This window comes from Gordonia sp. WA4-43 (assembly GCF_020520305.1).
Lineage (GTDB): Bacteria > Actinomycetota > Actinomycetes > Mycobacteriales > Mycobacteriaceae > Gordonia > Gordonia hongkongensis.
In genome coordinates, this window is record NZ_CP084736.1 from 4,398,987 (window position 1) to 4,422,878 (window position 23,892).

19 protein-coding genes and 1 pseudogene are annotated in these 23,892 nt (G+C 68.0%); 11 read left to right on the plus strand and 9 right to left on the minus strand.

The window, feature by feature from the left end:
* Positions 1-30: 30 nt before the first annotated feature.
* Positions 31-2,841, plus strand: coding sequence for a PD-(D/E)XK nuclease family protein (locus LEL84_RS19945; protein ID WP_226512581.1), 2,811 nt, complete (start codon positions 31-33; stop codon positions 2,839-2,841).
* A 1-nt stretch (position 2,842) separates the two neighbouring features.
* Positions 2,843-6,085, plus strand: coding sequence for a UvrD-helicase domain-containing protein (locus tag LEL84_RS19950; RefSeq protein ID WP_226512582.1), 3,243 nt, complete (start codon positions 2,843-2,845; stop codon positions 6,083-6,085).
* A 4-nt stretch (positions 6,086-6,089) separates the two neighbouring features.
* Here LEL84_RS19950 and LEL84_RS19955 read toward each other — a convergent pair whose 3' ends face one another.
* The 6 genes and pseudogenes from LEL84_RS19955 to LEL84_RS19980 all read right to left on the minus strand — a co-directional run bounded on the left by LEL84_RS19955 (position 6,090) and on the right by LEL84_RS19980 (position 13,544).
* On the minus strand, positions 6,090-7,184 hold the full coding sequence (locus LEL84_RS19955) for a hypothetical protein (protein ID WP_226512583.1): 1,095 nt from the start codon (positions 7,182-7,184) through the stop codon (positions 6,090-6,092).
* The gene (locus LEL84_RS19960) at positions 7,184-7,807 is read right to left on the minus strand and encodes a hypothetical protein (protein ID WP_226512584.1); all 624 of its coding nucleotides are present in this window, start codon (positions 7,805-7,807) and stop codon (positions 7,184-7,186) included. Before LEL84_RS19960 ends, LEL84_RS19955 begins: the two co-directional genes overlap by 1 nt.
* A gap of 244 nt (positions 7,808-8,051) precedes the next feature.
* Positions 8,052-9,744, minus strand: a pseudogene (locus LEL84_RS19965) (DUF222 domain-containing protein).
* Positions 9,745-9,838: 94 nt separating this feature from the next.
* Positions 9,839-11,272, minus strand: coding sequence for a plasmid pRiA4b ORF-3 family protein (locus LEL84_RS19970; protein ID WP_226512586.1), 1,434 nt, complete (start codon positions 11,270-11,272; stop codon positions 9,839-9,841).
* Positions 11,273-11,390: 118 nt separating this feature from the next.
* Positions 11,391-11,879, minus strand: coding sequence for a YdcF family protein (locus tag LEL84_RS19975; protein ID WP_226514369.1), 489 nt, complete (start codon positions 11,877-11,879; stop codon positions 11,391-11,393).
* 195 nt (positions 11,880-12,074) lie between these two features.
* The gene (locus LEL84_RS19980; RefSeq protein ID WP_226512587.1) at positions 12,075-13,544 is read right to left on the minus strand and encodes an NAD-dependent succinate-semialdehyde dehydrogenase; all 1,470 of its coding nucleotides are present in this window, start codon (positions 13,542-13,544) and stop codon (positions 12,075-12,077) included.
* 135 nt (positions 13,545-13,679) lie between these two features.
* On the opposite strand from LEL84_RS19980, the gene LEL84_RS19985 reads away from it, so the two are divergent.
* The 7 genes from LEL84_RS19985 (at position 13,680) to ccsB (ending at position 20,925) form a co-directional block, all read left to right on the plus strand.
* Positions 13,680-14,621 (plus strand): SGNH/GDSL hydrolase family protein, encoded by a 942-nt coding sequence (locus tag LEL84_RS19985; RefSeq protein WP_226512588.1) that lies wholly within the window; start codon positions 13,680-13,682, stop codon positions 14,619-14,621.
* An 83-nt stretch (positions 14,622-14,704) separates the two neighbouring features.
* Positions 14,705-16,054, plus strand: coding sequence for a glutamate-1-semialdehyde 2,1-aminomutase (gene hemL, locus LEL84_RS19990; protein WP_226512589.1), 1,350 nt, complete (start codon positions 14,705-14,707; stop codon positions 16,052-16,054).
* Complete coding sequence (locus LEL84_RS19995; RefSeq protein WP_058252659.1) at positions 16,054-16,680, plus strand: histidine phosphatase family protein; 627 nt, start codon at positions 16,054-16,056, stop codon at positions 16,678-16,680. The genes hemL and LEL84_RS19995 overlap by 1 nt, the downstream gene beginning before the upstream one ends.
* A gap of 15 nt (positions 16,681-16,695) precedes the next feature.
* The gene (locus LEL84_RS20000) at positions 16,696-17,289 is read left to right on the plus strand and encodes a TlpA family protein disulfide reductase (RefSeq protein ID WP_226512590.1); all 594 of its coding nucleotides are present in this window, start codon (positions 16,696-16,698) and stop codon (positions 17,287-17,289) included.
* Positions 17,289-18,116, plus strand: a complete 828-nt coding sequence (locus LEL84_RS20005) for a cytochrome c biogenesis CcdA family protein (RefSeq protein ID WP_226512591.1) — start codon at positions 17,289-17,291, stop codon at positions 18,114-18,116. Before LEL84_RS20000 ends, LEL84_RS20005 begins: the two co-directional genes overlap by 1 nt.
* Positions 18,117-18,127: 11 nt before the next feature.
* Positions 18,128-19,885, plus strand: coding sequence for a cytochrome c biogenesis protein ResB (locus LEL84_RS20010; RefSeq protein ID WP_226512592.1), 1,758 nt, complete (start codon positions 18,128-18,130; stop codon positions 19,883-19,885).
* Positions 19,886-19,905: 20 nt separating this feature from the next.
* Positions 19,906-20,925, plus strand: a complete 1,020-nt coding sequence (gene ccsB, locus LEL84_RS20015) for a c-type cytochrome biogenesis protein CcsB (RefSeq protein WP_226512593.1) — start codon at positions 19,906-19,908, stop codon at positions 20,923-20,925.
* 36 nt (positions 20,926-20,961) lie between these two features.
* On the opposite strand, the gene LEL84_RS20020 is transcribed toward ccsB, so the two are convergent.
* The 3 genes from LEL84_RS20020 to LEL84_RS20030 all read right to left on the minus strand — a co-directional run bounded on the left by LEL84_RS20020 (position 20,962) and on the right by LEL84_RS20030 (position 22,141).
* Positions 20,962-21,438, minus strand: coding sequence for a helix-turn-helix domain-containing protein (locus LEL84_RS20020; RefSeq protein ID WP_058252664.1), 477 nt, complete (start codon positions 21,436-21,438; stop codon positions 20,962-20,964).
* A 123-nt stretch (positions 21,439-21,561) separates the two neighbouring features.
* Positions 21,562-21,780: a hypothetical protein gene (locus LEL84_RS20025; protein ID WP_068971436.1), complete on the minus strand. Its 219-nt coding sequence runs from the start codon at positions 21,778-21,780 to the stop codon at positions 21,562-21,564.
* A gap of 136 nt (positions 21,781-21,916) precedes the next feature.
* Positions 21,917-22,141 carry a BldC family transcriptional regulator gene (locus LEL84_RS20030; RefSeq protein ID WP_058252666.1) on the minus strand — a complete coding sequence of 75 codons (225 nt, stop codon included), beginning with the start codon at positions 22,139-22,141 and terminating at the stop codon, positions 21,917-21,919.
* Between the two features lie 190 nt (positions 22,142-22,331).
* On the opposite strand from LEL84_RS20030, the gene LEL84_RS20035 reads away from it, so the two are divergent.
* Positions 22,332-22,709, plus strand: coding sequence for a DUF4229 domain-containing protein (locus LEL84_RS20035; RefSeq protein WP_058252667.1), 378 nt, complete (start codon positions 22,332-22,334; stop codon positions 22,707-22,709).
* 12 nt (positions 22,710-22,721) lie between these two features.
* Positions 22,722-23,855 (plus strand): PLP-dependent cysteine synthase family protein, encoded by a 1,134-nt coding sequence (locus tag LEL84_RS20040; protein WP_226512594.1) that lies wholly within the window; start codon positions 22,722-22,724, stop codon positions 23,853-23,855.
* Positions 23,856-23,892 lie beyond the last annotated feature (37 nt).

Sequence of the window (23,892 nt, forward strand, 5' to 3'; positions counted from 1 at the left end):
CATGTCACACCCACCAGGCATGATGACCCCATGCACACCGTGATGGACCAGTTGGCGGAGGCGGTGTCCCGCGCCAAGTCCGGCTCACCGCTGACCCAGGTCACCGTCGTCGTGCCGAGCCACGGCTCCGGTCGGGACGTCCTGCACCACCTGGCGCGGACGCAGGGGGTGGCCAACACCAGCGTCCTTACGCTGGCGCAGGTGGTGCACAAGCTCGCCGCACCCGCGCTCGCGCCTCGCCAACCCCTCCCGTATCCGCTCCTGGAGGCGGCGGTCCAGCGGGTTCTCGCCGACGCGCCGGGCGTCTTCGCCGACGTCGCCGACGAGCCCATCACGTCCCAGGCGCTCGCAAGCGCAGCCTGGGAACTCACCGGTATCGCCGAGCCGGCGATGCAGTTGCCGACGCCCCTCGTCGCCGACCTGCTGCGTATCCATCGAGCCACCACAGAGCGTTTGACCAGCTCGTATTACCTTCAGCACGAGGCGTATTCGGCCGCCGCCGAACGACTCGACAAGCTCGGGGCGTTGATCATCTATCACCCGGCCGCTCACACGCCCGCCGAGCAAGCCCTTCTCCGTGAGCTCCAGCGCCGCGGCGAGACCATCGACGCGAACACCCACGTCTCACCCACCCAGGTCATCCACACCTCCGACGCCGACGACGAGATCCGCGCTGTCGTCCGGCTGGTCCGCAAACACCTCGCCAGCGGGGTTCCCGGTCACCGCATCGGCATCTTCTACGGCACCGACGACCCCTACCTGCCGCTGCTACACGAGCACCTCACCGCCGGCCACATCGCGTTCACCGGACCCGAATGCCACACCCTCGTCGACCGTCCCACCGGTCGCGCACTACTCGGTCTGCTGGCACTCGACCACGACACGATGCCCCGGCGGGATCTGTTCACCCTCCTCGCCGAAGGCGCCCTCCGACGCCCCGAACTCGACGACACGCCGATCTCACAGCCCCAACTCGAACGCCTCACGCGCAGCGACGAACCTATCGTCGGCGGCGCCGACTGGGAGCGCCTCACCCGCGTCGGTGCGCATGAGGAGCACCACGCCAGGGCCGCGGCCGTCCACTCGTACGTGCGTCGGCTGCAGGCCGACCTTCGCGCTCTCGTCGACGCGCCGGACTGGGCGACCGTCGCCGAACATCTGAACACCCTGCTCGACAGCTACTTTCGCACGCCGAAACGCGAGACCGCGGCCGCCGACCTCGTCGCTATCCGTGCCGACTGCGCGGGAATCGCCCTGATGGACGGCATCGCACCGCAACCCACCGCGGCTCGGGTGCTCGACGCGGTCTCGATCCGCCTGAACGCGCACCGAGGCATACACGGGACGTCGGGTGCAGGTGTGACCGTCGCACCGATCGCGTCGGGAGTCGGTCGCGACCTCGACGTCTGCGTCGTCGTCGGTGCCGCCGAAGGCATCGTGCCCGCACCTCGCCGCGACGACCCGCTTCTCCCGCCGGAACTGATCGGCATCACCGCCCGCGATCACATGGCACGCCAACGCCTCGCCTTCGCCGGTGCCGTGAGTTCCGGCCGCACCGAACGGGTCGTCACCTTCCCGCGTGGCAACCTGCGCGGAGGCGCCGAGAAGGTACCGTCCCGCTGGCTGCTGCCGGCGCTGGCCGATCTCGCCAGCCGCGACGTCGACGTCGTCAACTGGCAACGCGCGACGGAGAATTCGCCGCAGATCGTCGCAGTCGAATCCTTCGACGTCGCCGCCCAACGCGCCGACGAGCGCATCGGCGCCTCCGCCGCCTCCGCCACCGAATGGCGTCTCCGCGAACTCGCCGCCGTCCCCGCCGACAGTCGTCGCGGCGCGCTCGACGATCCGATCATCAACCGCGGCATGCACATGCGCAGCGACCGCCTCAACGGCCGCTTCACCCGGTTCAACGGCAACCTGTCGTCGGTCAGCGAACTCATTACCACCTTCGATCAGCCGGTGTCGCCGACCGGCCTCGAACTGTGGGTGCAGAGCCCCTATCAGTACTTCCTCGAACACATCCTGCGGCTGCGTGCCCTCGACGACCCCGATGAGATCGCCCAGATCGACGCATTGACGCGGGGGACTCTGATCCACACCATCCTCGAGCGGTATGTCCGCGCGACGATGGACGGCGCTGAGCTCGATCTCGCCCGCCTGCGGATTGTTGCCGCAGAAGTTCTCGACGAGGCGCAGGCCAACAGTCCGGGCTGGCTCGAACAGTTGTGGGCCAAGGACCGCGGGACCATCATGCGTGACCTGGACGAATGGTTCACCCAAGACCACGCCGACGCCGCCGACGGCTGGAAGCCGACGCACGCAGAGGCGGACTTCGGTCTCGACGCGCACGGCAGTCACGAGGTGTCACTGGCGCTGGGAGAGCACAAGATTCGGTTCCGCGGGCAGATCGACCGCATCGATCGCCACCACGGTGGACGCATCCGCGTCACCGACTACAAGACCGGCAAGGCCGACAAGTATAAGGACCTCGCCGAGAGCACACCCACCAACTCGGGTCTGCAATTCCAGCTCCCCGTCTACGGACTGTTCGCCCGCACCTTCGGCGCCGACGTCGAAGCCCGGTACTGGTTCATCACCAGCAAAGGCAAGTTCGCCTCGGTCGGCTACCCCGTCACCGACGACGTCGTCGCCACCCTCATCGACGACATGACGCTCGTGCACAAGTCGATTCGGGCCGGGTACTTCCCGCCCAAGATCGAAGACACCCACTGGGACCTGCCCGTCATCGACCTCCTCGGACGTGCCGGGCTGCGACGCGCCTGGGCCGCACTGGAACACGTCGACGAACTGTCCGACTACGTGCAGAAGTACGGAGGCTGAGATGACCGCAGCACAACTCGCCGACCAGGCCGCGCGCGATCGCATCACCACCGACACCGACGCCACCCTGTTCGTCGAAGCCGGCGCCGGCAGCGGCAAGACCCATTCGCTGGTCGGCCGCATCTGCCATCTCGTGCTGCACGACGGCATCGAACTCGACGCCGTCGCCGCCATCACCTTCACCGAGAAAGCCGCGGCCGAACTCCGTGAACGCGTGCGTGTCGAACTCGCCACACACGACACTGACTGTGCGCGAGCCGCTCTCGAACAGATCGACACCGCAGCCATCGGCACGCTGCACGCGTTCGCGGCCCGCATCATCGGCGAGCATCCCCTCGAAGCCGGTGTGCCACCGCGCATCGCGGTCGTCGACGCCATGGGCTCCCAGCTGTCCTTCGAACGCCGCTGGCGTCGAATGCGCACCCGACTGTTCACCGACGACGCCCCACCCATGCTGGTCGACGCCATGGGCATCGTGATGGCCGCCGGCGCATCGCTCGACCAGATGCGCACACTCGCCGACGCATTGGACCGCAACTGGGATCGCCTCACCCTCGACGACAACCCACAGGGCATCGCACCCGCCGACATCGACCGCATCCTGTGGGAGACCGACGCCATCATCGACAAGCTCGACGATTGTCTCGATCCGGAGGACAAACTCGCAGTCAAACTCGAGGAACTCCGCGAATGGCGAATACTGGTTGCCGCCGAACGTGATTCCTTCGGGTGGGTCCCGATGGTGGACCTGTGCCCGAAGCTCGGCAACGTGGGCCGGGGGTCCGCGTGGCGCGGTGGTGTGGCGCAGTGCAAAGAGATCAAAGCCGCCGCCAAGGCACTGCGCGAGGAGATCTGCTCCGACGTGGTCGGCACCTACGTCGACGGCGCGGTGCGCGTGGTGGTCCGCCACCTGTCCGAGATCGTCCTCGACGAGGCGCGCGAGCGGCAGCGCAGCGGCCAACTCGAATTCCACGATCTACTCGTCCTGGCCCGCGACGTACTCGGAAAGCCGGAGGTCGCCGCGGCCGCCCATCAGCGCTACCAGCGCGTCCTCCTCGACGAGTTCCAGGACACCGATCCGCTGCAACTCACACTGGCACAACGCATCGTCGCCGGCCGAGACGAAGCGGGTCGGCTCTTCACCGTCGGCGACCCGAAACAATCCATCTACCGCTTCCGGCGCGCCGACATCGCGGCGTACATGTCCGCGCGGGACCGCACCCCGTCGACCGACGTCGTGCAGCTGACCACCAACTTTCGGTCCACGCGTCCTGTCCTCGACTGGGTCAACGCCGTTTTCGGCCGGCTCATCGTCGCCGAGCATCACGTGCAGCCCGAATACACGCCGCTCGACCCGGCCCCGGGCCGACCCCGCTGGGACCTCTCCTGGGGACCGAAGCCGTTCGTCTTCCCCGACACCGAGGAACCCCTCGACGACGAGGACGCACTCTCGCCCGCCGAAGCCCTCCGCGCACGCGAGTCGCGCAACGTCGCAAGGATCATCGCCACCGCCATCGAGAACGGCTGGCGCAAGGAGACATTCGACGGCGATGCGTACCAACATATCCCATTGCGCTGGAAGGACATCTGCATCCTCATCCCCTCACGGGCGGTACTGCCGTTCCTGGAGAAGAGCCTCGACGCCGCAGGCATCGAATTCCGTTCGGAGGCATCGAGTCTGGTGTACTCGACGCAAGAGGTGCACGACCTCCTCGTCACCTGTCGCGCACTCGCGAACACCGCAGACGAGGCCGCACTCGTCGCAGCCCTGCGTACCCCGCTGTTCGGCTGCGGTGACGACGACCTGCTTCGCTGGAAAGCCGCCGACGGCCGCTGGAGCATCTACGCCGATGCGCCCACCGACGCGCTCACCGAATCGCCGGTGGCGGCCGCATGTGCATACCTGAAGGCCCTGTCTTTGGAACTGGGGGATCTGAACCCGGGGGCACTGCTGAGCCGCCTGGCGACGGATCGTCGGGTGTTCGAGGTGTCCATGGACTCGCCCCGTCACCGCGACGTCTGGCGGCGGCTCCGTTTCGTCATCGACCAGGCCCGCGCCTGGTACGCCGAAGACCGTGGCTCGCTACGCGACTACATCGACTGGGCCGCCACCCAGGCCGACGAGAACGCGCGCGTCGCCGAGACCGTGCTCCCCGAGATCGGTGTCGACGCCGTGCGCATCATGACCATCCACGCCGCCAAGGGATTGCAGTTCCCGATGGTCGTCGTCGCCGGCATGAGCGGCGGATTCCGCACACAGCCCGAGCCGCTGCTGTGGGACGAAGACGCGAAGCTACAGGCATGTGCGTCGAAGAACGTGACCTCGAAAGGTTATGCAGCAGCAGCAAAGACCGAGAAGGCGCACGCCGAAGCAGAGAAGAAGCGCCTGTTGTACGTCGCCTGCACGCGCGCCGAGAGTCACCTCGCGGTCTCCGGATTCGTCGGGAAGAACGCATCCTGGGGAGCCGCGCTCGCGCCCGCGCTGGAGGGCTTGCCCAACGACGTTCCCGAGCTCGTCGAACCGGTCCGGCGCGACGACGAATCGATCGCCCAGCACGAACGGCAGGTTTGGGCTGACTGGGCGGCAGAAACCGCTGCGATCGAGACTGTCTCGACCCTCCGCGCCTCCTACTCGGCGACGCGGATCGTGCACGGCGTCGACGACGCCGAAGCCGTTGTACTGCAGAGTTACCGGGATTCCGGACGGCTGACAGCGCCGGTAGCCGAACAGATTCCGGTCGGCGCCGCGAGCCCCGACAGCGGCGCGACGCTGGGTACCGCCCTGCACGCGCTCCTCGAACAGGTGGCCCTGGGTACCGCCGTCGACGACGGATTCGACGAGACCGCTCGGCGCGCGGCCGCACTCGCCGGCGTCGTCGACGTGGATCATTTCGTGGCGCTGGCTCGGTCGGCGTTGCAGTCGGCACCCGTTCAGCGGGCTGCCGTCCGCGAGCACTGGAAGGAAATGCAACTCGCGGGTCCCGGACCCGACGGTGTCACCGTGGTCGAGGGCATCGCGGACCTTGTGTATCGCGACGACGACGGTTCGTTGGTCATCGTCGACTACAAGACCGACGTCGGGGTTTCCACCGACACCCTCGAGGCGTACTGGACGCAACTCGCGATCTACGCCGATCTGCTGCGAAATGCGAATGGGGAGAAAGTGTCTCGGCTGGAGCTGGTGTTCTGCCGGACCGGGCAAGCGGCCGTGGTCGAACGTAGTCTGCGCCCGGCAGAACGATGAGAACCTACATGTCGCCAGTCCACGGCTGCCGGGTCTCCCACGTATGGGGCTCCGCAGACCTCACCGTCGTCGGGTCGACCAGGTAGATACGCCCGTCCTGCCCGACGAGCTCGTGGTGGATCGCGTCGCCCCAGGCTGCAGAGTGGGGTCCCGGCCCTCGCGGCGCATACCGCCCGATGACGACCCGACCGGGCTCGCCCGTGCGTGAGTACGGTCGGTAGACCCCGTCGGGGATCGGCGCGATCCGGGCCCGAACCACCACATCGTCGTCGAAATCTGCAGGCAACGGCTGGTAACCATCGTCGTCCTCGGTCCACTCGTACTCGCATGCACCGCAGCGATATTCGAACGTCACCGGGTCGGATCTATCGCACCCGACAAGGAGGGTTCCCGGTCCCGGTGGTCCCGCAGGGAATCCCCGGACCACCTGGCAGGTGCGCATCGCCGAACAGCATGGGCACAACGGACGGAAACCGAACATGAAGTCGTCGGAACTCGGTGCGAGCGGACGGTGGAGCTGGTCGTGGCAGATGAGGCAGACGACGATCGAGCTGGAGCCGAAGAACCTCAACTCCTGGATGTCGTCGAGTAGGTGATGTTCGAGGAGTGGTGCCTCGTCAGCCCACCTCCCGCAGCACGCACACGTGGCGTACGGTTCGAGAAGCTCGACGTGAGCAACGCATCCCCGCTCGTCCAACTCACGCCATGGCGTCGGAGACTTCTCCTCGGCCGAGATCGCCGCGATCAATCGTTCGCCCGTCGCCGTGTCGAGCGAGGCCGGGGCGCTCGGTAGGGGAGTGCCGAGCCGGCGTTCGACAGCAGTCAGCGAGAGTTCGAACGGTCCCAGATACTGGTCGTACGAGTCCGGACCCGTGGAATCGCAGAGGGTTTCCTCAACCACGACGACGGCCGGCGCCGGGCTGTCCGTCGTCACGATGACAAATAGATCTCCCGCGGCCCAGCGCGCGGGAAACGTGAACCCGAGGTCGTCGAGGTCCAGATCGTCGTCGGGGTTGTAGTAGAAATCGACGGCCTGCCGCCACGGCGCCACCCCGACGAGGTGGACGCGGCGGTCTTCTGATTCTCCTCGCACAGGCACTAGCCGAGATTCCTGCGCGCGTACTCCCACACGGCGTGGTCCAGAGCTGTGGCGCTAACGGCGCGCGCCGTCGCTACGGTGGCTAGAATTTCGCGGGCTTCCTCAGGCCGCACGGGGCGCGCCAGCGCCTTCTCCACGAAGCGGACAATCCACGTGTCCGCCTTGACGTCAGGCAGGCCCAGCAGCATGCCGAAGTACGACCACGTCACCGATCCGCAGCCCTTGACTGATAGGTAAGCGTTCTTCTGCTCTTTCGAATTGGTGAAGTCACTCGCGTGACGAAGTCCAACGGCAGTGAGTGCTTTCGCGGCGTCGATGACGATCTCGCCCTTGAGGCGCCCGCTCGCTTGCGCAGAATTGTTGACCGTCCTCACGAACTCCACTGGATCTGCAGCGGCGAGAGCTTCCAGATCGTCGATCTTCGCGGTGCGGTCGTCGCGCGACCGCCACCGGTTGACGACCGCGCGGACGCCTGTTCTGGGACCGCCATACCTGGCTTGAATGGAGAACACCGCGTCAATCAGGGCCGCCTCGATCTCACCCGGCCATCCCCCTGGCCAGGTATGAAAGTCGTCGCCGAGCGCAGTCTTGATGTATTCGTCCAGTGTGGCTGCTTCGTCCACTTCGAGCTCCTCCGCTCTCTAGTCGGTCAGTTCCGAAACCTCGGTTCTGTGGTGACCCGGAAGCCGAGACGGCGGGTGAAGTCTGGGAAGGTCTCAGTGTCCTTGCCGACCGCGCGCTTGACCACCACGCGTGTGCTTGTACCCATTCCGCAGTTCGGCACACCTCGGGGGCGATTCGCGCAGCGAAATCGCCCCCGTCGGCATATCGAAGCCGGCCTTCAGCCGCCCGCGCACTTGTTCTGTGTCAGAACGGTGGCGGGTTGTTTCGGTCCCACTCGACTTGTTGTCGACGATGGGTGTCGGTGCGGTGTGCGCGCTCGTCGGTGAGTCGTTGCCGCGCCGGGTGGTCGGGTGGCTGGGTTTTCAACGACGCGAACAGGTCTCGTCCGGTGTATGGGTTGCCCAGGTAGGTGTGGCCGGTGGGGGCTTCGAACCACACGGCGAGGTACTCGTCCTGGGAGTCGCGCCACCTGCCAAAGGTTTTGATGCGGTGATGGAACCGGCACAACGGTTTGAGGTTGTGTTGGAGGGTCTTTCCGCCGCGGTCGGGGTGGCGGTGGTCGTGGGTGGGTGTGGTCGAGGTCGACGGTCCACACCGGTTGGTTGCAGCCGGGGAAGGTGCAGCACAACTCGCCGGCCCGCACGAGTGCTTGCAGTTTCTTGCTCGGCACGTAGGTGCTGGCGGCGGCCGCGGCCCGGGCGTCGGCGTCGGCCGGGTCGGTGCGTACCCCGGTGGTGATGAAGGTGTGAATCGCGTCGGCGAAGAGTCGGCGCATGGTGGGGGCGTCGATCAGCCCGTGGCCGTCGAGCATGCCGGGTTCGTTGTCGAGCCCGACCAGCGTCGTCAGGTTGCCCACGATGTGGTAGGTCGGTCGGGGTGCGCGGCAACTGGTGCAGGTGCACGTGCAGTCGCCGGTCGGCTCCGAGACCGGCGCGTTGTCGTCGGGTTCGGTTGCGCCGGCGTCGGTCACGTCCGGTGCGGCGGCGGGGATGGGCTCGGGGTCGGGTGTTGCCGCTTGGGCGGGTTCGGGGGTGTCGAGGTTCTGCTCGGCTGGTGGGGGTGTGCAGTCGGCGCACCGGCAGTCCAGGGTTTGTCTGCCGTGGGCGAGGGCGATGAGGGCGTCGGCGCGGCGCTGGGGCATGGTGCGCGGGTCGCCGGTGTGCACGCCGGTGGCCATGGCGGTCAGTTGGGCGTTGAGGGCGGCGGCGTCGGTGTGGGGGAAGTGTCCGGTGATGCGCGACTGGCCGGGTTGGTGTCGGTCGGGCCGGATGTTGATTCCGCGATCCCGTTCGGCCTGGTTGTTGCGGCGCTTGACTGCATCAGGTGCATGCCTGTGCACGATCTGGTCGACCAGTGCGGTGAACCGGGTGGTGGACATGGGGTCGCGCGCCAGGATTGCCTCGGCCAACGCGGCGTCCACCGTAGGCATGGTGGCGTTGTCGACGAAGTCGGTGCGTTTGAGTGCGATCAGGAATCGGTCGCGGTCGATTCGTCCGCAGGCCAGGGTGGTGCCGGTCAGCGGAAGTCGGTACCGCATGGCGTCGCCGGTGCGGATGAGGTCGCGGGCTTCGGCGGGGGTGAGGTTCAGGGCGGCGCCGAGTTCGGCGGTGGCTTGTTCGAATCCGTTGGGCCCGAACTGTTCATACGGGTCCGCACCGGTAACTGCTTGTGCTGTCCTCTCGAGCAGTTCGTCGATGGAACCTGCCTCGCCGGAGTGAATCGCACTGCGGTGCAGTAGGTATTCTTCTTCGCGTTGTTCGTGGAGCAGGCTGGCGGTGATCAGTGTGCGGCAGGTGTTGGCGGCGTTCATCGATGCCGAATAGACGGCGGTGCTGATCAGGGCTTCGGGCGAGAGGCCGGCGAGTGATCCGAACACGTCGACACCCTCGTCTGGGAGATCCCCGCCGGGGTCGATGGTGCCGAACTCGAATGCCATGACACCACCATACGAAAGGGGTCTGACAAAACCCGTCGGCACGATTTCGGCGGATCATCAGGCACGAGAACTACTTTCGGTAGTAGACGCTGGGTCAGCGATGGTGGATTGCGCGTCGCGCGACCTCGATGGCCGTCGGGCTCAGCGTCACCCCTCGGAGTCCCCGTTCCGGGGACGAGACGGCTTCGAGGAACTCGTGGATTCCGTTGTCGAGGTCGTAGAGGTCGTACTTCTGGATCGGGCGCCCGTCCGTGCCCTGCCAGCGATACGCGGTGAGCAGCGCGCCGATCGTCTCGAGGGGCATCTCGTCGCCGGGTTCGGAGGCGGCGGCGAAGAAGAGCATCAGCAGGCTCGCGTCCTCGGTGAACCCATCCATCTTCTGGTTCAGCAGCCGGTCGGCGAGATGGTCGGCCAGTGCCTGCGGATCGTCGGCGAGTTTCGTTCCGACTCGGGTCGGCAGTAGGCGGCCTTTGTGCTTGCGTAACAGCCCCATCCGAAGCAGGGACTCACGGAAGTACAGCACCGGTGTGCTCTGGACTTCTCGGTTCTTGGCGCCGATGAAGTACTTCATCGTCGGCAACACCTTCGACGCCGCGACCACGTCGGCTGGTTTCAGGTAGCCAGCGGAGGTGAGTGTGAAGCCTTCATCGCGCGCGCGGCGCAGGAACCACAGGTAGGGGAGCAGGTCGGCTTCGAGCTGGTCGCCCGTCGCAATCGTCGATGAGGCTGCCAACCGCGTTGCGCTCGCCGTAACGGCTCCGGAATCGTCGAGAGGTTGAACCCGGTACAGCAGGTCGCCGAGCCGTGCATCGATTCCGGCATCGACGAGCGAGAGGATGGGGTCACTGAGTGCGGCGTTCACCTCGCCGATGTCGAAATGCGCGGGGTCGTCGACGACCTCGGCGAGTGACTCCGCGTCGGTGATGCCGCCACAATCCTCCGGAGGCGCAGCACGCCGACCGTCGACGCACCGGGCCCACGGTGTGTCCTCCGACGCCTCGTGAACGCTTTCGACCTGGGCTGTCAGTTCCCAGCTGTCGCCGTAGTCGTAGACGTAGCGCAGGGCGTCGCTTTGTTCGTGGAGCGTCTCGTCGAGGCGAACCTCGGCGACGGGTGTGCCCACCTCCTCGCCTTCCCGAGCGTCGAACGGGCACAGGAACAGTTCGCTCCTGCGGTCGAATGGGCTGCCGCCCAGGGCAAATCGATAGAGGTGGTAGTCCAGCCACCCGAACGCCGCTTGAATGATCCGGTGCAGGTCCTCCAGGGAGATATCCGAGCGGACGTCGAGGCGGCGCCAGATGGGGGGTCGCGCGTCGTCGAGATCCACGCGGATGCGGAACACCACGGTCTCGGCGAGCGGTTCCTTGCGCTGACGAATCGACGGTGGCCGCTCGAACCTGTCCGCGGCGGCAGCGCTGAGCTGATTCAACAGCGTGGGGAGTTCGTTCGGTTGCAGGCCGGCAAGCATCGCCTCGAACTGGCGACGCAGTCCCTCGGCATCGGACGATTCGTGGCCAGGATCGTGCATGCTGCCCAGCGTAGGCCAGGCCCCGTTTCCGCGGTGTCCGTTTCCCTCCCGCTTGCCAGGTCCGGCAAGCGGGAGGGAAACAGTCGGGCGGGAGGGGAGCCGCCCCGCGGGGAAGTGTTTACGCGTACGCCGGCCGGAACGTCAGCCGGGCGTTCTGGGCTTTGGCGGCGTCGCGGAAGTTCTTCATCGCGCGTTCCATGTGGAAGCCGTTGGTCACGATGATCGCGCCGTTGGCGCCCATGTGCTTCAGCATCCGCACCGTGTTCTGGGCGTTCTGCACCGTGGAGGTGGAGGCGCCCTCGTTGACCATCTGCCACATGGGAATTCCACGTCGGATGAGCCCGAGGTTCATGAACTGGGCCTCGGTGACGGGCAGCCAGTGGGTGTCGCCCCCGGAGACGATCATGCGGTTGAACGGGTGCTTCTTGCCGAGGTTCGCCGCGACGTCGAGACGACGCTTGAGGACATCCGGAGTTTGCCCGAGAACGCCGAACTTGGCGCCGAGTACGACGATGTACCGGGTCCCCGGACTCTGCCAGAGGAAGTTGCTGTTCGGGGTGCCGAGTTCGGAGCTACCGAGGTCGACGCTGCCGAAATCGGTACTGATCGCGGCGTTCTCGACCTAAGCCACCGGTTCGGACGGTGCGACGGCGACCGCCACCGAGGCGGCAGTTGCGATTGCGGCCGCGGCTGCCGCGGTCGTGAGGGTTCTACGACGCATGGTGACCGAGTGTAGGGATCAGTACGGTCGTACAGGTATCGGATCGATAACACCTGTATCACTAGTCACATACGTAACACGCTAGGTGAGCGCGATGTACTTCACCGAGAGGTACTCGTCGATGCCCTCGCTGCCGCCCTCGCGTCCGATCCCGGACTGCTTGATGCCACCGAACGGTGCTGCGGCGTCGGAGATCACGCCGCGGTTGACCCCGACCATTCCGGAGTCCAGGGCGCTCGCGACGCGCATGCAGCGCTCGAGGTCGCGGCTGTAGAAGTACGACGCCAGGCCGTACTCGGTCGAGTTGGCGGCCTCGATGCCCGCGGACTCGTCGTCGAAGGTGCTGATCACCGCGACCGGACCGAAGATCTCCTCGCGCGTCACCGTTGCGTACGGATCGACGTTGTCGAGAACCGTTGCGGGATAGAAGAAACCCCGACCTTCCGGACGTTCACCGCCCAGTCGCACGCGGGCACCGTCGGCCACCGCCTGCTCGACCGCGTCGGCGACCTTGTCCCGCTGGTCGGCGTTCACCAGCGGCCCCAGGGTCACCCCGTCGTCGTACCCCGGTCCCATCCGGACCTCCGACATCTTCGCCACGAGTTTCTCGGTGAATTCCTCGGCGACACCGGACTGCACCAGGAACCGATTCGCGGCGGTGCAGGCCTCGCCCCCGTTGCGCATCTTGGCGGCGAACCCGCCCTCGACCGCGGCGTCGACGTCGGCGTCGTCGAAGACCAGGAACGGGGCGTTGCCGCCGAGCTCCATCGACGTGCGCAGGACGCGGTCGGCGGCCTGACCGAGCAAACTGCGACCCACCGGCGTCGACCCGGTGAAGCTGATCTTGCGGATGCGATCGTCGGTGATCAACGTCGACGACACGTCGCCGCTCGACGTGGTGGGCAACACCGACAGCACGCCGGGCGGCAAACCGGCTTCGGCGAAGGCCTCGGCCAGTGCCAGCATCGTCAGCGGCGTCTCGCGGGCCGGCTTCACGAGCATCACGTTGCCCGCGGCGAGCGCGGGCCCGATCTTGCGCGTCCCCATCGCGAGCGGGAAGTTCCACGGGGTGATCGCCAGGCACGGCCCGACGGGCTGGTGGGCCACCAGGATGCGCCCGTTGCCGGCCGGCGACGGACTGAACCGACCGCCGATCCGGACGGCCTCCTCGGCGAACCACCGCAAGAACTCGAGTCCGTACGTCGTCTCCGCCCGGCTGTCGGGGAGGGCGCGGCCCAGCTCGAGGGTCATCACCATGGCGATGTCGTCGGCGCGATCGGTGAGCAACTGGAAGGTCCGACGGAGGATTTCGCCGCGCTCCCGGGGCGCGGTGGCCGCCCAGTCCGCCGACGCGGCGACGGCGGAATCGAGAGCGCGGCGGGCATCGGCAACCCCCGCGTCGGCGACCGAGACGAGCGACTCCTCGGTCGCGGCGTCGTAGACCTCGAAGGTCCCGCCGTCGGCTGCGGGTGTGGACCGGCCGTCGATCCAGAGCCCGGTCGGCACACCGTCGAGCACGGCCTGCGGGTCGAGAATCTCCTTGTCGCTCATACGCATTCACATCCTCGTGACTCGGCTGCGGGACCCCGCACGATGCGGCGATCCCCTCGGCGAACCACGCTACTCGCGTGGGCGGGCGGCCGGTCGGTGGTTGCCGACGGGCTTCACCGGACGCAGGATGGCGGCATGACGGCACGCAGGTTCGACGATCGACGTCCACGGCGGCTCATCCGGTCCGGGCTCGTGCTGCTCGCGGTGGGAGCGATCCTCGCCGGCTGTGCACAGTCGACGCAGAACGACGCCCAGTCGACGGAAACACCTGCACAGTCGACGCGAACGACTGCACAGTCGACGGAGAACAGTGCACAGTCGACGGAGTACGTGAACCTCGGCGACAGCTTCAGCGCCGGGACCGGCGTGCGGCCACTGGAGGAGGACTCGCCGATCTACTGCCTGCGGTCGTCGAGGAACTACGCGCACGTCGTCGCGGCGGACGAGGACTTCGACCTCACCGACGTCAGCTGCGCGGGCGCCGACACCGACGACTTCCGCGAGTCGCAGCACCAGGGCGTGCCGCCCCAACTCGACGCCCTCGACGGCGACACCGACGTGGTCACGATGATGATCGGCGGCAACGACGAGGAGACGTACGGTCGCGCGATCCGGCTCTGCGGCGAACTGGCCGACGCCGACCGCACCGGCTCGCCGTGCACGGACCGTTACGGACGGGCGCTGATCGAGCCGGTCGCCACCGACATCTATCCCGCCGTGCGCCAGGCCCTGCGCGACGTCCGGGACCGCGCGCCGAACGCGCGCGTCCTGCTCGTCGGCTATCCCTGGCTGGTCCCGCCGACCGCCGGCTGCTATCCCGAGATGCGACTCGCCGCCGGGGACGTATCGATGATCCGCGAGCTCCAGACCGCGCTCAACACGTACGGGCGGCGCGCGGCCGAGGACGAGGGCGTCGAGTTCGTCGACATGTCACAGGTGTCCGAGGGTCACGACGCGTGTGCCGGCGCGCAGCGCTGGATCGAGCCGATGACCACCTCGGGACCCGGCGCGGTGCATCCCAACGAGGCGGGTCAGGCGGCGATCGCCGAGCAGGTGCGCACCGCGCTCGCGAGCTGACCGGGTCCGGTTCGAGCCGGGTCGCACCCCCTCCGACCAGCGAGGATTTGGGTCACCCGGTGCCGTTTGGAACACTGTAGGCCGTGACCCCTTCCGCTGCTGCCACGCCCGCTCCCGGCACGGCCGCCTCCGCCGCGCTGTTCACCCGCGCGACGCAGGCCATCCCGGGCGGCGTCAACTCCCCGGTGCGCGCGTTCTCCGCGGTCGGCGGGACCCCTCGCTTCATCGCCTCGGCGTCCGGATGCCGGCTGACCGACGCCGATGGCAACGACTACGTCGACCTCGTGAGCTCTTGGGGTCCGATGATCCTGGGGCACGCGCACCCGGCCGTCGTCGAGGCGGTGCGTGAGGCGGCCACCGGCGGCCTGTCCTTCGGCGCGCCGACCGAGGCCGAGATCGAACTCGCCGAGGAGATCATCGGCCGCGTCGACCCCGTCGAGCGCGTCCGGCTGGTGAACTCCGGCACCGAGGCGACGATGTCGGCGATCCGGCTGGCCCGCGGCTACACGGGCCGGTCCAAGATCATCAAGTTCGCCGGCTGCTACCACGGTCACGTCGACGCACTGCTGGCCGCGGCCGGCTCCGGCGTCGCCACGCTCGGCCTGCCGACGAGCCCCGGCGTCACCGGTGCGGCGGCGCACGACACCCTCGTGCTGCCCTACAACGACCTTACCGCCGTCGCCGACGCCTTCGCCGAGTTCGGCGACGACATCGCCGCCGTCATCACCGAGGCGGCGGCCGGGAACATGGGTGCGGTCGCGCCGGTGGAGGGCTTCAACGCCGGGCTCCGCGACCTGACACGCCGCCACGGCGCGCTGCTGATCATGGACGAGGTCATGACCGGGTTCCGGGTGAGCCCGAGTGGCTGGTACGGACTCGAGGGCGTGGCCGGTGACCTCTACACCTTCGGCAAGGTCATGAGCGGGGGACTGCCCGCGGCGGCGTTCGGTGGCCGCGCGGATGTCATGGAACGTCTCGCGCCGACCGGGCCGGTGTACCAGGCGGGCACGCTGTCGGGGAATCCCGTCGCCGTCGCCGCCGGCCTCGCGACCCTGCGCAACGCCGATGTCGAGGTCTACCGCACGCTCGACGCGAACGCCGACCGGCTCGCGACCCTGCTGCACGACTCACTCGACGCGGCGGGCGTGGCCCACCGCGTGCAGAAGGCGGGCAGCCTGTTGAGTGTGTTCTTCACTACCGACCCGGAGATCCCGATCTTCGACTACGACGGCGTCGCCGCCACCGAGACCTGGCGGTTTGCGCCGTTCTTCCACGCCCTGCTCGAACGCGGCGTGTACGCGCCGCCGAGCGCCTACGAAGCCTGGTTTGTGTCCGCGGCGCTCGACGAGGATGCTTTCTCGCAGATCGCCGATGCGCTGCCCGCGGCAGCGCAGGCGGCCGCGACCGCAGCCACCCCGGGGGACAACGCCTGATGCACACGATCGTCCACATGATGCGCCACGGAGAGGTCGACAACCCCGACGGCATCCTGTACGGCCGTCTCCCCGGCTTCCGCCTCTCCGGCGACGGCCAGGCGCAGGCCCGTAAGGTCGCCGACACCCTCGCCGACCACGACGTCAAGGCCGTGTTCGCCTCGCCGCTGCAGCGCGCGCAGGAGACCGCCACCCCGATCGCCGCCGCGCACGGCGTCCCGATCCTCACCAACGACGACCTGATCGAGGCGGACAACGTCTTCGAGGGTCTCAAGGTCTCCGTCGGCGACGGCGCGCTGAGCAAGCCCCGGCACTGGCCCAAACTCCGCGACCCGTTCACCCCCTCCTGGGGCGAGCCATACATCCAGCTCGCCCACCGCATGCTGGCCGCGGCGAACAAGGCCCGCGACGCCGCCCGCGGCCACGAAGCCGTCTGCGTCAGCCACCAACTGCCCGTGTACACCCTGCGCCGGTTCCTCGAAGGTCAGCGCCTCTGGCACGACCCGCGTCGCCGCCAGTGCTCGCTGGCCTCGCTGACCAGCCTCATCTACGACGACGACGCCCTCGTCGACATCATCTACTCCGAGCCGGCCGGGTCCTCGGACCCACTGGCCACCGGTGCGTGAAGAAAGCCTGACGTAGTGCGCAAGTTCCTCCTGCCGACGATGTTGTCGGCCCTGATCCTGATGGTCGCCGGATGCAGCACCGGCGACGACGCGGTCGCGCAGGGGAACACCTTCCAGTTCGTGTCACCGGGCGGGCAGACCGTCATCACCTACGCACCCGACGAGCGCAAGCCGATCGCCGAACTCGCCGGCGAGGACCTCGTCACCGAACAGCCGCTGTCGCTGTCCGACCCGCGATTCGCGGACAAGGTCGTCGTCGTCAACGTGTGGGGTTCGTGGTGCGGACCCTGCCGCGGTGAGGCCGACGACCTCGAGCGCGTCTACGAACGCAATCGCGCCGACGGGGTGGAATTCCTCGGCATCAACCTGCGCGACGACCGCGAGTCGGCCAGGGACTTCGTCATCGACCGCAAGGTCGGATTCCCGTCGATCTACGACTTCCCGGGGATGTCACTGGCCGCTCTGACCACGCCCACCTCGGTGGTGCCGACGACGATCGTCCTCGATCGTGAGCACCGGCCGGCGGCGGTGTTCCTCAAGGCGGTCTCCGACAACGAGCTCGACGAGGTCGTCAAGCGCGTCGCGGCCGAGCCGGCGGGGTCGGTGTGATGGACCCGACCACCTTGGACCCCACCACCCTGGTGCTCGCCTCCTCGATCGGCGACACGTTCGCCGACACCGTCTCCAGCGGACCGCTGCTGCTCGCCTTCGCCGCCTGCCTGCTCGCCGGGCTCGTGTCCTTCGCCTCGCCGTGCGTCGTGCCCCTCGTCCCGGGCTACCTGTCCTACCTCGCGGGTCTCGTCGGGGCCGAGGCGCCCGCGGTGAAGGTGGGGGAGAGCGCCAAGAGCGGCCGGTCGCGGGTCGCGCTGGCCGCCGGCCTGTTCGTCCTCGGCTTCACCGTCGTCTTCGTCGCCGCCACCGCCACCGTCCTCGGCGTGACCAGTACCTTCGTCTTGAATCGCGAACTGCTGCAACGCATCGGCGGGGTCGTGACCATCGCCATGGGCCTGGTGTTCATCGGCCTCATCCCGGCGTTGCAGCGCGAGGTCCGCTTCGAACCGCGGCGGGTCTCCAACATCGTCGGGGCGCCGCTGCTCGGAGCGGTCTTCGCACTCGGCTGGACGCCGTGCCTCGGGCCGACCCTGGCCGCGGTGATCGCGACCGTCAGCGGGACGGAGGGGTCGACGGCGGCCAAGGGCGTGACCCTCATCGTCGCGTACTGCCTCGGCCTGGGCCTGCCCTTCGTGATCCTGGCCTTCTCCTCGGCCTGGGCCCTGCGTAGTCTCGGCTGGCTCCGCCGGAACGCCCGCACGATCCAGGTCATCGGGGGCGTCCTGCTGATCGGGGTCGGCGTCGCCCTCCTGACCGGCTGGTGGGACCAGTTCATCGTGTGGGTCCAGGTCCGCTTCGTCACCGACACCCAACTACCGATCTGAGTGCTGTCCTGATGACCGATGTGACCGACCGCCCGCAGGTGGACACCCCCGAGCCGGCCCCGAAGCCCCACTGGGCCCGCCGCCGGGTGCTGTGGCCACTACGCAACCTGTGGCGTTCGCTGACCTCGATGCGGACCGCGCTGATCCTGCTGTTCCTGCTCGCCCTCGCCGCGATCCCGGGTGCCCTGCTCCCGCAGCGCGAGCTCAACGAGCAGAAGACCCTGGAGTACATCGCCGCCCGCGGTCAGCTCGGCGTGTGGATGGACCGCCTGCAGCTCTTCGACGTCTTCTCCAGCGCCTGGTTCACCGCGATCTACGTCCTGCTGTTCATCTCCCTCGTCGGCTGCCTGACGCCGCGCATGGTCGAGCACTTCCACAGCCTCCGCGCGAAACCTGTTGCCGCACCGCGCAACCTGTCGCGCTTGCCGCGGCACGTGACCCACACCGTCGACGGGGATCCGGAGACGGTCGCCCGACGGATCGACGGCCGGTTGCGCGGGTGGCGTCGCGAGGTCGTGGTCCGCGAGCCGAGCAAGGCGTATCCGGACGGGTGCGTCGAGGTCTCGGCGGAGAAGGGCTATCTGCGCGAGTTCGGCAACCTGGTGTTCCACTTCGCGCTGCTGGCACTGCTGGTGTCGATCGCGCTGGGCAAGATGTACGGCTACGAGGGCACCCGCAGCCTCGTCGCCGACGGCGAACAGGGACTGTGCAACACCTCGACCGCCGTCTACGACTCGTTCCGCGCCGGCAACCTGGTCGACGGCACCGACCTGTCGCCGTTCTGCTTCCGCGTCGACGACTTCTCGGCGACCTTCCTGCCCAGCGGTCAGCCCGACATGTACGACGCCACCATCCGGTACGCCGCGGGCAGTGACGGCAGCGTGGGCAACCTCGGCGATCCCGCCGGCTGGGACACCGCGTCGGTGCGCGTCAACGAACCGCTTCGCGTCGCGGGCGACCGGGTCTACGTCCTCGGCAACGGTTTCGCGCCGACGTTCACGGTGACCTTCCCCAACGGGGAGAAGCGCACGCAGACCACCCCGTTCGTGCCGGACGAGCTCCAGACGATGCTCTCGTCGGGCGCGGCACGCTTCGACACCCCGGCGGGCCTGTACCCCGACGCCGACGACCGCCGGAAGAATCAGATCGCGCTGGAGGGCCTGTTCGCGCCCACCGCGTCGTTCCACGGCTCGCTGCTGACGTCGTCGTCGCCGACCCCCGACGACCCCTTCGTCGCGATCCGGATCTTCAAGGGCGACACCGGTCTGGACACCGGCAGACCGCAGAACGTCTACTCGCTCGATCAGGACCTCATCGAACAGGGCCGCCTCCAACGTAAGGCGCAGGTCAACCTCGCGGTCGGCCAGAGCCACACCCTCGCCGACGGCACGACGGTGACCTTCGACGGCTACGAACGGTGGGTGTCGGTGCAGGTCTCGCACGACCCCGCCCAGATATGGGTGCTGGTGAGCTCGATCGTCATGCTCGGCGGTCTGCTGGTGTCGCTGCTGATCCGCCGCCGCCGTATCTGGGCCCGCCTGGTCCCGGTGCCGGCCGCGGCCGCACGTGCCGACGGCGATGGCCAGGACACCGATGGCCCGGACACCGATGGCCCGGACACTGGGCAACGACGTACTGTAGTAGAAATCGCCGGGCTGGCGCGTACCGATCAGGCCGGTTGGGGTGAGGGCTTCGACGAGCAGGCGGCCGAGTTGGTGGCCGACGACGCCGACGGACCTGCCTCGCGGCGGACGACCCGGCGGCTCTAGCGGCCGGCGAAAGGAAGCACATGAACACCGACGCTCCGGCGATGCCGATCGACGAGACTCTCGCGCGGTACTCGGACCTGCTCTACGGCACGGCCATGACGGTCTACGTCGTCGCGGTCATCTTGTTCCTGGGCGCCCTCGCCGCGGTCCGCGGCCGACGCCTCGAGCAGAAGCAGCTGGTCAACGCCGGGGTGGACGGAACCGACACGCGGGTGCCCGGGCGGGTCGACGAGTCGTCGCGCCGGACCCTGGGCGACAAGCTCGGCAACATGGCGCTCCCGGTCGTCGTCGTCGGCCTCGCCGCGCACATCGGTTCGATCGTGCTCCGCGGCATCGCGACCGACCGTGCGCCCTGGGGCAACATGTACGAGTTCATCTCGATGACGTGTGCCGCGGGTGTGCTCGCCGCCTTGATCATCCTGCGCAAGCGCGAGCACCGGCCGCTGCTCTCGTTCGTGCTGTTGCCCGTCATCCTGCTGATGTTCATCGCCGGCCGCTGGCTCTACACCCAGGCCGCACCCGTCGTCCCGGCCCTGAAGTCCTACTGGCTGGCCGTGCACGTCTCGATCATCTCGGTGTCCTCGGGCATCCTGCTGGTGTCCGGTGTGGCGAGCATCCTCTATCTGGTCAAGATGCGCTGGGCTCCGACCTCGTCCGACGACTCCGCCACGGCCGCGACCCGTCCGGGTCTGGGCGGCGCGGTCCGTCGGGTCGTCGACCATCTGCCGTCCGTCGAGCAGCTCGACCGCCTGGCCTACAAGTGCGTCGTGATCGGCTTCCCGCTGTTCGGCCTCGGGGTGATCTGCGGTGCCATCTGGGCCGAGGCGGCCTGGGGCCGGTTCTGGGGCTGGGACCCCAAGGAGACGGTGTCCTTCATCGCCTGGGTGATCTACGCGGCCTACCTGCACGCACGCGCGACGGCGGGCTGGCGCAGCAATGCCGCGGCCTGGATCAACGTCGCCGGTTTCGTGGCGATGCTGTTCAACCTGTTCATCATCAACCTGGTCGTCTCGGGACTGCACTCCTACGCCGGCCTGTGAGTACCGCCCGGTTGTGAGGGCGGGCCGGCGGAACCGTCAGCCGGACGCCTCGCTCGGGGAGTTCTCCTCCGCCCGCTTGGCGATCGCCTGGGCCTTGACCAGTTTGAGCAGGTCGATGAGTGCGTCGATGGTGTCCGGGCACAGCGAACCCATGTCGATCCCGGACAGGTGACTCCCGGTGACCTGGAGCATCTCGACGTAATTCTGTTGCTGCCGAACGCGTTCGAGGTCTTCGTCGGGGTTGGACAGGAAGTAGGTGACGCTGACGTCGAAGGCGCGGGCGATGGCCTCGACGGTGCGGAACGACGGCGTGCGGGCCTTGCCGGTGCGTAGCTGGGAGATGTACGCGTCAGACAGCGAGTAGCCGAGACGGTTGGCCTTCTCGGCGATCTTCTTGCCGGTATATCGGATGCCGTTCTCGTCACGGCTGTGTTCGAAGAGGTATCCGATCTTCTCGGCGAAGCTCAGGTCGTCATCGGTCGACGCCCCTCGCGGAGATCGTCCCGGGTTCAACGGCGCCTTCTCTCGGTCCGGCCATCGGGGAGTCGATGGTGAAGTGGACAATACCCTACCCACGGGTATGTTCCGCAGAGACGTTCTGAACCTGGTCTCAGCTTTTCGGCCGCGCGTCACGCCTCAGATCTCATCACCGTCGGTGCCGTTGGTGCCGCGGGTGCGATTGTCCAGGTCGCGCAGGAAATCGGGGTCGTCGTCGGGGCCGAGCGGGCCGCGGGGACGGGATCGACGCGGGCCGGGCGAAGGGGTGTCGCCGGACTCGTCGGAGTGGGGCCCGAAGGCGCGCCACATGAGGAAACCGATGGCCAGCAGACCCATAACGGCGAACAGATAGATCATGACAACCTCCCGACGACCAGCGTACGTGAGACGCCTGAGAGGTCAGGGCGAAAGCCGACCTGACCCGCACTTCTCCACTGATCGGATGAGGTCCGGCCGGGCGTCGGGTCGTCGGGAGAACTACAGGGCCGCCGGGTCAGTGGGCGCGGCGGTTGAGCAAGGCTACGACGTCCTCCTCGCGGAAGCGTCGGTGGCCGCCCGGGGTGCGGATCGAGCCGAGGATGCCGGAGCTCGCCCAGCGGGCGACCGTCTTGGGATTCACGTTGAACATCGCGGCGACCTGGCCGGGGGTCAACGTGTGCTGGCTGGCCAGTCCCGGAGTGATGTAGGTCGTGGGCGGTGCGGTCTCGATGCTGGTCATGATTCCCCCTGTGCGTGTTGGAGTGCTCGGTCGGTGCGCCGAGATGGCGAAGCGGCTCTGCACGGTGGTGGACGAGTTCCTTATGAATACACGCAAATCGCCCAGGTACTCGAACCGTCAGTGGGAGGTAAAGAGCATGCAAAGGCCCGCGACCTGCGGGAGCGCCGAGCCCGCCCAGTAAGCTGAGGGGGTGAGTGAAACGCCCGACCCCACCCCCGGCAAGAAGGCCACGCCCGACGCGGCCACCCGCGAGACCACGGCCGGCGACGCCACGCCGCAGGCGGGTGGTCGCCCGATGACCCTGGCGTTCGCCCTGTTCGCGTACACGTTCGCGCGTCTGCTGCTCGTCACCGCGGTCGTGGTGATCATCATGGTCGGCGGCAACCTGGTGGGCGTCGAGGTGCCGTTCCTCGTGGCGGCGGTGTTCGGGGTGCTGATCGCGCTCCCGCTCGGCATGGTCCTCTTCAAGACCCTGCGTCTGAAGGTCAACAGCGAGATCGCGGCACTGGAGGCCGGTCGCCGTTCCAAGCACGACGACCTGCAGGCTCGGCTCCGCGGCGAGAAGTGAGTTCGGCGACCCGTGGAACCCACGCGAGTCGTCGACCGTCGCCCTGATCGGGCCTGGACCCAGAACGCCGTCCGCCTCATCGAGGCCGACGGCCGGCGCAGTGCCGACACCCATCTCCTCCGCGTCGCGCTGCCCGCATGGTCGCGCTGGACCGTCGCCGACGGCGACACGAGCCGCGAGGTCGGCGTGGACCTCTATGTCAAGGACGAGTCGACCCATCCGACGGGCTCGCTGAAGCACCGGCTCGCGCGTTCGCTGTTCCTCTATGCGCTGTGCAACGGGTGGGTCGTCGAGGGCACGCCGGTGATCGAAGCGTCGTCGGGGTCGACGGCGGTGAGCGAGGCCTACTTCGCCGAGCTGATCGGCGTCCCGTTCATCGCGGTGATGGCACGGAGCACGTCGCCGGCGAAGACGGCACTCATCGAACGCCACGGCGGGCGTTGTCATTTCGTCGAGCACCCCGGAGAGGTCTACGCCGAGGCGTTGCGTCTCGAGTCCGAACTCGGCGGCCACTTCATCGACCAGTTCACGATGGCCGAACGGGCCACCGACTGGCGCGGCAACAACAACATCGCCGAGTCGATCTTCGCCCAACTGGCCGAGGAAGAGCATCCGATCCCCACCTGGATCGTCGTGGGGGCGGGTACCGGTGGTACGTCGGCGACCCTCGGACGGTATGTGCGCTACCGGCGCCACGACACCTGGCTGGCCGTCGTCGACCCGGAGAACTCGGTGTTCCTGCCGGCCTACGCGTCGGCGGACGGCACGCTGACCGCCCAGACCGGTTCGCGCATCGAGGGCATCGGCCGGCCGCGGGTCGAGCCGTCGTTCATCTCGCAGGTCATCGACCGCATGATCGGGGTGCCCGATGCGGCGTCGATCGCGACCGCGCGGCGCGTGAGCGACCTCCTGGGTCGTCGGGTCGGTGGTTCCACCGGCACCAACATGTGGGGGGCCTTCTCGCTCGTCGCCGAGATGGTCGCCGCGCGCACGCCCGGCAGTATCGTCACCCTGCTGTGTGACTCCGGGGATCGGTACGCGACGACCTATTTCGACGACGACTGGCTCGCCGCCGGTTCGTTCGACCTCGGCCCCGCCGAGACGGTGCTCGACCAGTTCCTCGCCACCGGCCGCTGGACCGCCTGAGACCCGGGCCGGTCCTCGCGGGTGGGTTACGATCCGG